The sequence below is a fragment of the Pseudomonas sp. VI4.1 genome (genome assembly GCF_002029345.1).
In the GTDB taxonomy this organism is placed as follows: Bacteria; Pseudomonadota; Gammaproteobacteria; order Pseudomonadales; family Pseudomonadaceae; genus Aquipseudomonas.
The window spans coordinates 1-12,896 of the sequence record NZ_MULM01000063.1; the positions used below are offsets into that span (position 1 = coordinate 1).

General features: G+C 59.8%; 13 protein-coding genes and 1 rRNA gene. 8 read left to right on the forward strand and 6 right to left on the reverse strand.

All coding sequences use genetic code 11. The annotated features are described in order from the left end of the window. Positions 1 to 247 (reverse strand): 16S ribosomal RNA (locus BZ163_RS01755); the annotation flags it as partial. Positions 248 to 654: 407 nt separating this feature from the next. After that, a complete protein-coding gene (locus BZ163_RS36310) occupies positions 655 to 828 on the reverse strand; it encodes a LysR family transcriptional regulator (RefSeq protein ID WP_371916782.1) in 174 nt (57 codons plus the stop codon). Here BZ163_RS36310 and BZ163_RS01770 point away from each other — a divergent pair. Continuing rightward, the gene (locus BZ163_RS01770; protein WP_228761558.1) at positions 767 to 910 is read left to right on the forward strand and encodes a hypothetical protein; all 144 of its coding nucleotides are present in this window, start codon (positions 767 to 769) and stop codon (positions 908 to 910) included. The two genes, BZ163_RS36310 and BZ163_RS01770, sit on opposite strands and share 62 nt — an antisense overlap. Positions 911 to 1,026: 116 nt before the next feature. Beyond that, on the forward strand, positions 1,027 to 1,953 hold the full coding sequence (locus tag BZ163_RS01775) for a transporter (RefSeq protein WP_168187297.1): 927 nt from the start codon (positions 1,027 to 1,029) through the stop codon (positions 1,951 to 1,953). 121 nt (positions 1,954 to 2,074) lie between these two features. Here BZ163_RS01775 and BZ163_RS01780 read toward each other — a convergent pair whose 3' ends face one another. The 3 genes from BZ163_RS01780 to BZ163_RS01790 all read right to left on the reverse strand — a co-directional run bounded on the left by BZ163_RS01780 (position 2,075) and on the right by BZ163_RS01790 (position 5,331). Beyond that, positions 2,075 to 3,196, reverse strand: coding sequence for a P1 family peptidase (locus tag BZ163_RS01780; RefSeq protein ID WP_128869553.1), 1,122 nt, complete (start codon positions 3,194 to 3,196; stop codon positions 2,075 to 2,077). Between the two features lie 83 nt (positions 3,197 to 3,279). Continuing rightward, positions 3,280 to 4,389, reverse strand: coding sequence for a polyamine ABC transporter substrate-binding protein (locus BZ163_RS01785; protein WP_128869554.1), 1,110 nt, complete (start codon positions 4,387 to 4,389; stop codon positions 3,280 to 3,282). A 126-nt stretch (positions 4,390 to 4,515) separates the two neighbouring features. Further along, a complete protein-coding gene (locus tag BZ163_RS01790) occupies positions 4,516 to 5,331 on the reverse strand; it encodes a carbon-nitrogen hydrolase family protein (protein WP_128869545.1) in 816 nt (271 codons plus the stop codon). 132 nt (positions 5,332 to 5,463) lie between these two features. On the opposite strand from BZ163_RS01790, the gene BZ163_RS01795 reads away from it, so the two are divergent. Further along, positions 5,464 to 6,249: a LuxR C-terminal-related transcriptional regulator gene (locus tag BZ163_RS01795; RefSeq protein ID WP_128869546.1), complete on the forward strand. Its 786-nt coding sequence runs from the start codon at positions 5,464 to 5,466 to the stop codon at positions 6,247 to 6,249. 33 nt (positions 6,250 to 6,282) lie between these two features. On the opposite strand, the gene BZ163_RS01800 is transcribed toward BZ163_RS01795, so the two are convergent. Further along, complete coding sequence (locus tag BZ163_RS01800; protein ID WP_128869547.1) at positions 6,283 to 7,158, reverse strand: LysR substrate-binding domain-containing protein; 876 nt, start codon at positions 7,156 to 7,158, stop codon at positions 6,283 to 6,285. A 162-nt stretch (positions 7,159 to 7,320) separates the two neighbouring features. Between BZ163_RS01800 and BZ163_RS01805 the strand changes: the two genes are divergently transcribed. The 5 genes from BZ163_RS01805 to BZ163_RS01825 all read left to right on the forward strand — a co-directional run. Then, the gene (locus BZ163_RS01805; protein WP_128869548.1) at positions 7,321 to 8,712 is read left to right on the forward strand and encodes an FAD-dependent oxidoreductase; all 1,392 of its coding nucleotides are present in this window, start codon (positions 7,321 to 7,323) and stop codon (positions 8,710 to 8,712) included. 212 nt (positions 8,713 to 8,924) lie between these two features. Further along, the gene (locus tag BZ163_RS01810; RefSeq protein ID WP_128869549.1) at positions 8,925 to 10,091 is read left to right on the forward strand and encodes a 2-aminoethylphosphonate--pyruvate transaminase; all 1,167 of its coding nucleotides are present in this window, start codon (positions 8,925 to 8,927) and stop codon (positions 10,089 to 10,091) included. A gap of 267 nt (positions 10,092 to 10,358) precedes the next feature. Then, on the forward strand, positions 10,359 to 11,702 hold the full coding sequence (locus BZ163_RS01815) for an MFS transporter (RefSeq protein WP_128869550.1): 1,344 nt from the start codon (positions 10,359 to 10,361) through the stop codon (positions 11,700 to 11,702). A gap of 39 nt (positions 11,703 to 11,741) precedes the next feature. After that, positions 11,742 to 12,569, forward strand: a complete 828-nt coding sequence (gene phnX / locus BZ163_RS01820) for a phosphonoacetaldehyde hydrolase (protein WP_128869551.1) — start codon at positions 11,742 to 11,744, stop codon at positions 12,567 to 12,569. Positions 12,570 to 12,643: 74 nt separating this feature from the next. Then, positions 12,644 to 12,896, forward strand: a 253-nt coding sequence (locus tag BZ163_RS01825) for an aldehyde dehydrogenase family protein (protein ID WP_128869552.1), incomplete at its 3' end; no start/stop codon positions are given.

Consider the following 12,896-nt stretch of genomic DNA (forward strand, 5'->3'; position numbering starts at 1 on the left):
AACTAGCTAATCCGACCTAGGCTCATCTGATAGCGCAAGGCCCGAAGGTCCCCTGCTTTCTCCCGTAGGACGTATGCGGTATTAGCGTCCGTTTCCGAGCGTTATCCCCCACTACCAGGCAGATTCCTAGGCATTACTCACCCGTCCGCCGCTCTCAAGAGAAGCAAGCTTCTCTCTACCGCTCGACTTGCATGTGTTAGGCCTGCCGCCAGCGTTCAATCTGAGCCATGATCAAACTCTTCAGTTCAAACATCTTTGGGTTTTTAAGAAACCCTAAACTTGGCTCAGCAATCGTTGGTTACATCTTTGATTTCTCGCGGAGCAACTTGTGATGCTGATAATCTTGTTGACTATCAGTCTGACTCCACAAGCACCCACACGAATTGCTTGATTCAATTGTTAAAGAGCGATTGGTTAAGATCTTTCGTCTCAACCGAGGTGCGCATCTTACAGCTCACCATCCTTAAAAGCAAACGATTTTTTCAACCAAATCAACTGCTTAGGCCAAGAACAACTTCGAGTTGCTCGTTAGCGGGAGGCAAATAATACAGTATTAAAGTACGTGGTCAACCCCCATCTGGAAATTCTTTCCCGCTGATTGCAGCCAATCGACAAAGGCCCTCATATGGGCTGGCATGTCGGCATCGAGCGGTACTAAAGCGCAGCCACCATGCTCTGCCCGTCACGCACAAACAGGGGCAGACCAAGCCAGTCCTCCAGAATCGCAATTTGCCGGCTAACCGCGCCGTGAGTCAGGTTGTCCGGGTTGACGGTGCCCTTGCGTTCGCACGGCGGCGTGTCCGAACAAAAAGTGCCCCTCCTCTTCAACCGCCAGTCAGTCGGCATGGACAAGCCTGGTCGTCTGCGTAATTTCGACATCCTCGATATCGCACTCAACCCCCTCGCTTGATCCCAACACTCTTTAGCGCAGCGAAGACTGCGCGCCATGCAAGTGCCAAATGAATGCAGATGCGCTACAACAATACGTAGAACTCCGAGGTCTTCACAGGAAGCGAGCGAATGTGAATGAAACATAAACTCTGCGTCGCCAGGCTGGTTCGGTTCGCATTCGCCTCGCTCGTCATGGTAGCCCCCGGTGCAGTCGCAGAGGATCTCGAACCCAGGTCCTACGCCAATACGCCGGTTGGTATCAATTTCCTGCTCCTGGGCTACAGCGATCTGGACGGCAACGTGACGGCCAACCCCTCGATCCCGCTCGAGAATGCCAAGCTCAACATAAAGACTGTCGTGTTTGCCTTTGCCAGGTCCCTGGACGTCTGGGGCCGCTCCGGAAAGTTCGATATCGTCGTACCTGAGGCAAAGTTGACGGGCTCTGCCCTGCTCGCCGGCGAACCCAGGGAGCGTGAAGTGACCGGGTTGATCGATCCAAGACTGCGCTTCTCGGTCAACTTGTATGGCGCCCCGGCGATGTCCCTGGCTGAATTCCCCGGCTATCAACAGGATGTGATTATCGGCGCCAGCCTGGCGATCACGGCACCGCTCGGCCAATACGATGACAGCAGGTTGATCAATCTGGGCAACAATCGCTGGTCATTCAAGCCTGAACTCGGGATTTCCAAGCGCCTGGGGCAAGTGACCCTGGAATTATCCGGCGCGGGCACCTTCTACACCGACAATGACGAGTTACTCGGCGACCACGTACTGTCCCAGGACCCTATTTACCAGGTGCAGGGGCATCTTATCTATGCCTTCAGCAACGGGGTTTGGGCGTCGCTGGACGCGACCTGGTTCACTGGCGGGAGCACCTCGGTCGATGGCGTCGGCAACCACGACCATCAGGAAAACACACGCTACGGATGCACCCTCACGCTACCGTTGAACCGGAACCATTCGCTGAAGTTGAATGCGAGTAATGGCGGGCATACCCGCACGGGCAGCGAATACGATGCCGTTGGCATCATCTGGCAGTACCGCTTCGGTGGAGGGCTTTGAAACATCGAAACAGGGACGGATGTATTTCATGAACAAATAAATCCGTCCCCTGCCTCTGCAATCAATCTGCTCGAGGTGGTATGAACGCGACACACGCACACCCTCGATACCGCTCGATCAGTCAGACATTCTTCGCTCCCGGCCAGCCGGCCTGATGCAAGGCTTTGAGCAGGGTCTCGGCATCCAGGCCCGGCACGGCATGGCCGTTGCCTTCGGCGGTGTCGGCGGCCAGCAAGGCATTGATGATCGCTTCTTCCACGGCTTCGGTGGCGGCCAGGAACAACTCGCTGATGTGGTCGTTGTTGACCATGCTCAGGTTGTCGGTCGTCGGCGCGCGCTTGCTTTCATAAGCGGCCGGCGGCATTTGATTGCCGGTGGCGAAGGCGATGAAGATATCGCCGCTGTGGTCTTCATTGCCGCCGCCGGTGCGGGCCAGGCCAAGGCTCGCGCGTTGGGCGAGACGGGTGCATTGATGGGGCAGCAACGGCGCATCGGTGGCCAGGCAGACGACGATCGAGCCCATGCCTGGATGCGGCAAAGACGCTTTAAGGAACGGCGAGTCGGCCTGTTCCATGTAGCGTCCGACCGGGTAGCCGTCGACGCGCAGTTCGTTGCGGATGCCGTGGTTGGCCTGGACGATGGCGCCCACGGTCCAGCCGCCCTGGGCACCGCTCAGTCGCCGCGATGCGGTGCCGATGCCGCCCTTGAATTCATGACAGATCATGCCGCTGCCGCCGCCGACCGCACCCTCGGTCACCGGCCCGTCCACCGCGGCACCCAAGGCTTCGGCGACGTGTTCAGGTTTCACATGGAAGCCGTTGATGTCGTTGAGCAGGCCGTCGAAGGTTTCCAGCACCACCGGCATGTTCCAGTAGAGGCGCCCGTCATCCGGCTGCTGCTCCCGATCCAGCACAATCAGCGCATCGCGCACCACGCCCAGGCTGTGGGTGTTGGTGAAGGCGATGGGACTGGTCAGCAGGCCGGCCTCGCGAATCCACTCCAGTCCCGTGGCGTCGCCGTTGCCGTTCAGTACATGGACGCCGGCAAAGCACGGTTGCTGGCTGGTGGAACCCGCTCGCGGTTCGATCACCGTGACACCGGTCAGGATGTCGCGGCCGTTGGCGGTGCGCCCTCGCACATTGCTGTGGCCGACGCGTACGCCGGGCACATCGGTGATGGCATTGAGGGGTCCGGGAAGCAGTTGGCCGAACCGAATGTTCAGGTCGCGGGCACGTGGTTTTATCGTCACGTTCATGATCTCTCTGTGTTGTTTGATGTGTTTCAGGAAGGGGCTTGGTCAGTCGGCAGCAGGGCCGAGCCTGCCAGTCAGGTCCCGGTCTTGACCGTGTTCCAGGCACGGGTGCGCACGCGCTCCATCTTCAGCGGCAGTGGTTCCAGCGGAAATAGCGTGTCCAACACTTGTTTGGACGGATACACACCCGGGTTGTCGCGGATTTTCTGCTCGACAAGCGCGGTGGCATCTTTGTTGGCGTTCGGATAGCTCAGGTAGTTGGAGGACTCGGCGATGACTTCGGGGCGCAACATATAGTTGATGAAGGCCAACCCTTGCTCCGGGTTCGGCGCATCGTTGAGCTGCACCAGACTCTCCACCCACACCGGGGCACCTTCGCGGGGAATGCTGTAGACGAGGTTGCGATGGTTGCCAGCCAGCTCGGAGGCTTTTTGCGCATCGGCGACACCGCCCGCCCAGCCCAGCACCACGCAGATGTTGCCATTGGCCAGATCGGAGATGAACTTGGACGAATCGAAGTAGACGATATGGGGGCGCAGTTTCAGCAGCAGGGCCTGGGCTTTTTTGTAATCCTCCGGGTTCTGGCTGTTGTAAGGCAGTCCCAGGTAGTGCAATGCGATGGGAATGACTTCGCTGGGGGCGTCCAGCATGGCCACACCGCACTGACTCAGCTTGGCCAGGTTTTCTTCCTTGAAAATCAGGTCCCAGGAATTGACGGGCGCATCCGGGCCGAGTATCGCTTTAACCTTGTCCGCGTCATAGCCGATGCCCGTGGTCCCCCACAGGTAAGGGGCCGCATAGCTGTTTCCGGGATCGTTGCTGTGCAACTTGGCGAGGATGTCGGGGTCGAGGTGGGACCAGTTGGGCAACTTCGAGCGATCGAGTTTTTTCAGCACCCCCGCCTTGATCAGGTTCGGCAGCAGGTCGGCACTGGCAACCACGACGTCATAGCCGCTGCGGCCGGCCATCAGTTTGCTTTGCATCACGTCGCTGTTGTCGAACACATCGTACACCGCGCTGATGCCCGCCTCTTTCTCGAAGTCTTTCATCGTGTTCGGGGCAATGTAGTCATACCAGTTATAGATGTGCACGCTGGATTTGGCAGGCTCGGCGGCCTGGGCGCAGGCCAGGCCGACACTGCACAGCGTGGCCAGGACGAATGGCATGTAGCGAGTCGCTTTCATCGGGATGCTCCAGAGCATGGGCGCCGGGTCCTGGGACACGAGCTCTGCTCCTGCTGGTGTGTGAATTATTGTTGTGGCAGGGTCAACATCGAATCAGGACGATGGGATAGCCCCCTCGCGCCTGGTTCAGGGGATCAGCAGTTCACGTCGACCATCACTGTGCTCAACCTGCTCGCCGATCAGGAACAGGCGGCGGTCACTGAGGTAGTCGTAGTCGCGGCGAGCGGTGCGCAGCAGGTCGAGATCCAGCGCTACCACCTGCCGACACTCTTCGCGCCCGGCTTCGAATAACATTCGCCCGAAGGGATCGATCGCTGCACTTCCACCGGCAAACACCAGGCCTTCATCGCCGTCGCCGACTCGATTCACCATCACCGCGAATGCCTGGTTTTCCTGGGCGCGAGCCATGATCGCAGTACGGTGGACAGGGCCGTAGGGATCCATATTGCCGTTAGTGACCAGGATCAGCTCGGCGCCGAGTTGGCCAAGGGCTCGAGCACTTTCCGGCAACTCGATGTCGTAGCAAATCAGCAGGCCGACCCGGACGCCCTTCCAGAGCGCGGTGGCATAGCGGTCGCCCGGTTGGAACAGGCCGCGTTCCGACGGCCAGAGGTGAGTCTTGCGATAGTGCAAGGCGATCCCTTGTGGCGTGATCAACAGGGAGGTGTTGTAGAAGAGGCCGCCGTCAATCTCAGCCATGCCCACCACCACCGCGACGTTGCGTTCCCGGGCGGCGCGCTGCACCGCCTGCACACTCGGCCCGTCCAGGGGCTCGGCGACTTCGGCGAGCTGTTGCGCACTGGCGAACCCCATCAATTGGGTTTCCGGAAACACCAGCAGATCGGTATCCGCCGCGCAGGTAGCGATGGCCTGCAAGGTACGCTTCAGGTTATAAGCGGTATCGCCATCGCGACCGGTAAGTTGTACGAGTTCAATCTTCATCGATGATCCTTTCACGTGTTGTGGGCTCGCAATCGCCAAACTGAACAGCACCCGCCAGGGCTGGATGGAGTATGGAGAGCCGTAAAACGGAAAGTAATCACATCGATGGGGTAACCCCGTATGGGTAGAAGCGTGAGCATTACAGTGCAGGACATGGCCTGGCACCAGGCGATCGGCAGGCTGATCGAGACCCTTGACCGGCCTGGTTTCTGGCTGGCCCTGGTGCGTCAGCTGGACAGGTACATTCCGGTGGACAGTTGGGTCGTGCTGATTTTCAGCAATGGCCGGCCGCAGGTGCTCGCCGAATGCCCAGGCAAGGATGGCGGGCCAGATCCGCTCTTCCAGGATTACCTCAAGGGCCTGTACCTGCTCGATCCCTTTTACCTGGCCAACCGGGAAGCACCGCAGAACGGTTTGTTCTGGCTAGCCGACGTGGCGCCGGAGTGCTTCGAGCAGACTGACTACTACCAACGCTACTTCCGCCTCAATATCGTTGCCGACGAAGTCCATATCAACGTCCAGCTCGACGCGGAACGCACCCTCAGCCTGTCACTGGGCAGCGAGGCCCGGTTCAGTCCGGAGCAGACTGCCCTGCTCACCCTCATCCAGCCTTGGGTCGCCGCCCTGATGCGTCAGCGCATGGCATTCGAGCGGGAGGTGCTGGAGCAGGCCCCTTCGCCGACGCCACGCTGGCAGAACTGGCTCGACTCCACGGACCAGCAGTTGGACACTCCGCTGTCAGCCCGCGAACTTGAAGTCGGCCGGCTGATGCTCAGCGGCTGCTCGAACAAGGAGATCGCGCGCAAGCTGGCGATTTCCGCCGAGACGGTGAAGGTCCACCGCAAGCACATGTACAGCAAGCTCGGGATTAAGTCGCAGACCGAGCTGTTCTCCCTGTTTCTGAACGCGCAGGGCTGAATAGGTAACGCAGCGCTCCAGCGTGCTTGAGGATCACTCAGCCACCGCCTCTCGAACCATGTCGAAAAAGGTCGTCAGGATGCGTCGGGAACTCTGTGCGCGCAGGCACACCAATGTCTCGGTGAAGCGCTGCCGGCTATCGACGATCGGCAATCCGCGCAGCCGCGAATCGGAGCCAAGTTCGGCCGCCGAGACAACCCCGACTCCCATACCGATCGCGACAGCCTCACGCGCCGCTTCACGCCCTTCCACTTCAATGGCCTTGCGAATGCTCAAGCCCGCCGCGGCCATTTCCTCCTCCAGGGACAGTCGCGTCACCGAGCCCTGCTCGCGCAACACCAGAGGCGTGTTGTCCAGATCGGCGAGGCAGATGGATGTTCGTTGTGCCCAGGGGTGGTCATGGGCGACGAAGGCGAGCATCGGGTCACTGCGCAGATGCAGCTTTAGCAGTCGGTCATCTTCGATATTGCGCCCCAGCAGCGCAATGTCTGCCTGGTGGCCGTACAACCGCTGCAGGACCTCATCGGTATTGGCCGTTTCAATCTTCACATCGACACCGGGATAGCGAGTGCAGAAGCGCGCGACATAGGGCAGCACGTGCACTGGCGCATCGACGGCAAGGTTCAAGGTGCCAGTCGACAGGGTGCGATAGTCCATCAACATGTCGTGGGCATCGACACTGATATCGAACAGGCGCCGGGTCAGGCCGAACAACCGCTCGCCCACTTCAGTCAAGCGCACCTGGCGTTTGTCGCGGTAGAACACCATCACCCCGTAGTAATCCTCGAGCTTGCGCACCTGATCGGACACCGCCGGTTGAGACAGGCAGAGCTGCTCGGCCGCGCGCGTGAAACTGCCATTCATGGCCACGGCGTGGAACGCCTTGAGTTGGGTATGGGAAATAGTCATCGGGGCGCCTTTACATAGGTTCAGCTTATTCATGCATACGATAAATCGATTTTATTTATGAACGATGAACTGCAAACATGGCTTTCGCAAGTCACCCCACCGCTGTTTGAACAGTGCCGCCCTCGACCCCCCTGCCCCGAACCGATCTACGGAGATGACCTCATGCGCCCCTACTGGCTCGATCAGGCCCTGAAAGCTCAACCCGACTCGCCCTGCCCGCCGCTGCGACAGGACACCCGCGCCGATGTCTGCATCGTCGGTGGCGGTTACACCGGTTTGTGGACGGCCATCATGCTCAAGGAACAGAACCCCGAGCTGGACGTGGTCATCGTCGAAGCCGATATCTGCGGTGCCGGTGCCAGTGGGCGCAATGGCGGCTGCGCACTGTCCTGGTCGGCCAAGTACTTCACCCTGGAGCGCTTGTTCGGCGTTGAAGAGGCCATACGTTTGGTCAAGGAATCGGAGCAAAGCATCTACGCCATCGGCAGCTTTTGCCAGAAGTACGCGGTTGATGCCGATTACCGTCTCGATGGCACGCTGTACACGGCGACCAACCGCGCTCAGATCGGCTCGACCGACGGAGTGATCGCGGCGCTGGAGCGCAATGGCATCAACTCTTTCTCCAAATGCGCGCTGGCTGACGTGCAGCGGATGGCGGGTTCGACCCGACACGTTGAAGGCTGGTTCTCGCCAGCGGCGGCCAGTGTGCAGCCGGGCAAGCTGGTGCGCGGTCTGCGTCGAGTCGCGCTGGAACTGGGTGTACGCATCTACGAAGGCTCGCCGATGACCGGTTTGGAAGAGGGGCTGCCAGCCATCGTCAACACGCCGAACGGGAAAGTGACTTGCGACCGGGTCGTGCTGGCGATGAACGCCTGGATGGCGCGTGCCTTTCCACAGTTCTCGCGTTCGGTCGCCATCGTCTCCAGCGATATGATCATTACCGAGCCGCGCCCGGACCTGCTCGAGCGGATCGGCCTGACCAGCGGGGTCACCGTACTCGACTCGCGCATCTTCGTGCACTACTACCACAACACCCCGGACGGCCGGATCATGCTCGGCAAAGGTGGCAACACCTTCGCCTACGGTGGGCGCATCCTGCCGGTTTTCGACCAGCCCTCGCCCTACAAAGGGTTGTTGCGCAACACCCTGGCGGAGTTCTTTCCAGACTTTGCCGATGTCGACATCGCCGCCACCTGGAACGGCCCGTCCGATCGCTCGGTCACCGGGTTGCCTTTCTTCGGCCGTATGGGTGCAAGCGCCAACATCTTCTATGGCTTCGGCTATTCCGGCAGCGGCGTCGGTCCCTGTCATATGGGCGGGCAAATCCTGTCGTCGCTGGTATTGGGGGCGGACAACCCCTGGACACGCTCGCCGCTGGTCCAAGGCCCGCTCGGCCATTTCCCACCGGAGCCGATTCGCTACCTGGGCTCACTGATGGTGCGCAACGCCATTCGCCGCAAGGAGCATGCCGAGGACCACAACCTGCACCCCCGTCGACTGGATGTGCGCCTGGCGAAATTCGCCGCGGCGGCCGGCAAGTCCGACAAGGGATAACGCACCGGTCACTCGGCGGAACATCAATCCGCACCAACATAAGACCCCACCCGGCTCGCGGCCAGGTGGGTTTTATGCGTGGAATCAACATTTCCACTTATAAGCTCAGCTTGTTATTGACATGTGATAAATCGATTTCAGTTATTTTTCGCCGAGTGTTTTTATTGGCCCATGCATCACTCCTCACAAAAACAATATCGCCGGAGAAGATCATGACCAAAGCTGAATTTCCGACCACACAGGCGCTGGCCACTCCAGCCCTGGGTGAACCCTACCTGCTGACCCCAGGCCCGTTGACCACGTCCAAAGCCACCAAGGAAGCCATGCTGCGCGACTGGGGTTCATGGGACGTTGCCTTCAATCAAGTCACGGCTGAAGTGCGCCAGAGCTTGCTCAGCATGGCGGGCGTACAGGACGACAGCTTCGCCTGCGTGCCATTGCAAGGCAGCGGCAGCTACTCGGTGGAAGCCGCCTTGGCCACTGCCATCCCTCGTGACGGTAAAGCGCTGGTGCTGATGAATGGCGCCTATGGCCAACGCGCCACCAAGACCCTGGAGTATCTCGGTCGCGCCTTCATCACCCTGGACAAAGGGGACTACCTGCCGCCGCAGGCCGAGGAAGTGGACGCCTTGCTCAGGGACAACCCGGACGTCACCAACGTCTTCATCGTCCATTGCGAAACCAGTTCCGGCATTCTCAATCCGCTGCGCGAAATCGCCGATGTGGTGAAGGCACATGGCAAGAGCCTGATCATCGATGCCATGAGCTCCTTCGGCGCCGTGCCGTTGACAGTCAATGAAATAGCGTTCGACGTGGTGGTGTCCTCTGCCAACAAATGCATCGAGGGTATTCCGGGGTTCGGTTTTGTCATCATCCGCCGCTCCGTACTGGAGGCCGCCAAAGGCCGCGCCAATTCCCTGAGCCTCGACCTGTACGAGCAGTGGGTGTACATGGAGCGCACCGGCCAATGGCGTTTCACGCCACCGACCCACAGCGTTGTAGCGTTCCATAAAGCCTTGGAGCAACACACTGCCGAAGGCGGCGTGCATGGCCGCCTGGCACGCTACACCCGCAATCGCGATGTACTGGTCGCCGGCATGCGCGAACTCGGCTTCAAAACGTTGCTTGAAGACCGTTGGCTGTCGCCCATCATCACCACGTTCTTCAGCCCGGAACATCCGAACTTCGAGTTCCAGCGCTTCTACGATGAACTCAAGGCCCGCCAGTTCATCATCTATCCCGGCAAACTGACCGTCGCCGAGAGTTTCCGTATCGGCTGCATCGGCCAGATCGACGAATACATCGTCCATCAATTGCTGCGCGCCATCGCCGACAGTCTCGTGGCGATGAACGTCGACATGCGCCTGCCGGCAGGCTGACCGTCCCCTTTAAAGGTCCTTGTCAATTCGAGCACAGGTGCAATGGGTAGCACCTCTGGACGGGGATCTTTTTTCAGAACAAGGATTCGATGACTTATCGCCAGGCACAGCCGGGCAGACGTCAGCGACCGCGTCAATTGAATACTGAAAGCCTGATGCCATCTCACTGCCATCTCATCGATGCCGTGTGCGTGGACAGATTTTCCGTACCGAAAACAAAAACAAAAACTTTGCGCTGTCTGGCACCACATACGGGATCAGAACACCATGAACAAGAACGCAACAAGTCCTCTCGCAACCGGCTGGAAATCGCTCCAGCGTTGGCGCGTGCAAGTTTTTCTCATCACCTGGGTGGCGTATGCCGGCTTCTACTTCACCCGCAAGGCGTTTTCTGTCGCCAAACTGGGTATTGGCGAAGACCCGGACTTCATGCTCGAAAAGGCCATGATGGCCAACCTCGATGCCCTCTACCTGACCGCGTATGCCGTGGGCCAGTTTCTCTGGGGCAACTTCTCTGACCGTTTCGGTCCGAGGGTCGTGGTACTGAGCGGGCTCGTCATCTCGGCGCTGGCCGCGCTGCTGATGGGCACCTACGCCACCTTGCCGATTTTCGCCTCCTGCATGCTGATCCAGGGCCTGGCCCAGTCCACCGGTTGGTCGGGTCTATGCAAGAACGTCGGCAGTTTCTTCAGCACCAGTGAACGTGGGCGCGTGCTGGGTTACTGGAGTACCTCCTACGCCTTTGGCGGTCTGGTGGCCACACCGTTTGCCGGTTGGTGGGCTTACAACGCTTACCACGACTGGCGTATCGCGTTCATCAGCAGTGCTGTGGTGGTACTGGTGATAGCGGTGTTGTTCTTTTTCCTGCAACGCAACCGGCCGGAAGACGTCGGCCTGCCTCCGGTCGAGATCGAAATCGAACCCGTCAGCAACGTCGTGGTGCCGCGCGAAAGCATGTGGGCGGGCTTGCGCACGGTGATGAAAAATCGAACCGTTCTGGTGCTCGGCCTGGCCTATTTCATGCTCAAGCCTGCGCGCTACGCCATCCTCCTGTGGGGCCCGGTGATTATCTACGAACGCATGCCCGAGATTGGCAAGGTAGCCTCCGCCATCGTCCCCACCTCTTTTGAACTGGCGGGCCTGATCGGTCCGATCCTTATCGGTATCGCCTCGGACAAGTACTTCGGCGCTCGCCGCATACCGGTCTGCGTCCTCAGCCTGGTGGTCCTGACTGTCTGCCTGGGGCTGTTCGTGCCCGCCATGCAGAGCGGCAGTCTCTACATGGTGGTCGGCCTGCTGTTCATGATGGGCCTGACGCTCTACGGGCCGGATTCGATGATCAGCGGCTCGGCTGCGATCGACTTCGGCAGCAAAGATGGCGCGGCCTCCGCCGCAGGCTTCGTCAATGGCTGCGGTTCGGTAGGTGCGGTCCTCGGCGGCTTGCTGCCGGGTTACTTCGACACCATCACCGTGTTCATCGTCTTTACCGCAGCGGCACTGGTGGCCAGCTTGATGTTGGTGCCCTTTTGGAACAGCCGCCCGAAAACATTGGAAAACAAAGAGTTGGTCTCGCCTGCGATGCAACCGGTCATTGTCGGCACCAGTTCCTGAACTCGCACTCATTACTCCCCCATCACTGGAGCAATCACCATGCATTACAAACAACCTTCTCACCTGCAAGCCGTGGTTCTGGACTGGGCGGGCACTGTCGTCGACTTCGGTTCTTTCGCACCGACCCAGATTTTCGTCGAGGCCTTTGCCGAGTTCGGCGTTGCGGTTTCCCTGCAAGAAGCTCGCGGGCCGATGGGCATGGGCAAGTGGGATCACATCCGCACGCTGTGCAACGAGCCGCAGATCGCCGACCGCTACCATGCCGTCTTCGGCCGGTTACCGACTGACGATGATGTCACCGCCCTCTACGAGCGCTTCATGCCGCTGCAGATCGAAAAGATCGCCCTGCACTCGGCGCTGATTCCCGGTGCTCTGGATACCATCAATGGCCTACGCGACAAGGGCCTGAAAATCGGCTCCTGCTCAGGCTACCCGGCCGTGGTCATGGAAAAAGTCGTAGAGCTGGCGCGCAAGAACGGCTATGTCACCGACCATGTGGTGGCGACCGACGAAGTGCCCAATGGCCGCCCGCACCCGGCCCAGGCCTTGGCCAACGTGATTGCGCTGGGGATCAGCGACGTCGCCGCGTGTGTGAAGGTCGACGACACCTGGCCCGGCATTCTCGAAGGTCGTAGCGCGGGTATGTGGACCGTCGCGCTGACCTGCTCCGGCAACGCACTGGGACTGACCTATGAAGAATTCAAGGATTTATCCCTGGAAGAATTGGCCGAAGAACGGGCGCGCATCATCAAGATGTTCGAAGGGTCCCGCCCGCACTACCTGATCGACACCATCGTTGATTTGCCTGCGGTCATCGAAGACATCAATGCCCGTCTGGCACGTGGAGAAACCCCGCAGGGTTCCTGACCCCGTAGCGCTTGTACAACTGGCAGTGGCCGTCCCAAGGACGGTCACAACCCAAACAACCAGAGAACACCACCATGAACTACGCCCACCCTGGCACTCCCGGTGCCATCGTTTCCTTCAAGTCCCGTTACGGCAACTACATCGGCGGCGAGTTCGTCGCGCCTGTCAAAGGTCAGTACTTCACCAATACCTCGCCAGTGAATGGCCAACCGATTGCCGAATTCCCGCGCTCCACGGCCGAAGACATCGACAAGGCCCTGGACGCTGCCCACGCGGCTGCCGATGCCTGGGGCGCCACGTCCGTCCAGGCGCGCTCGCTGGTGCTGC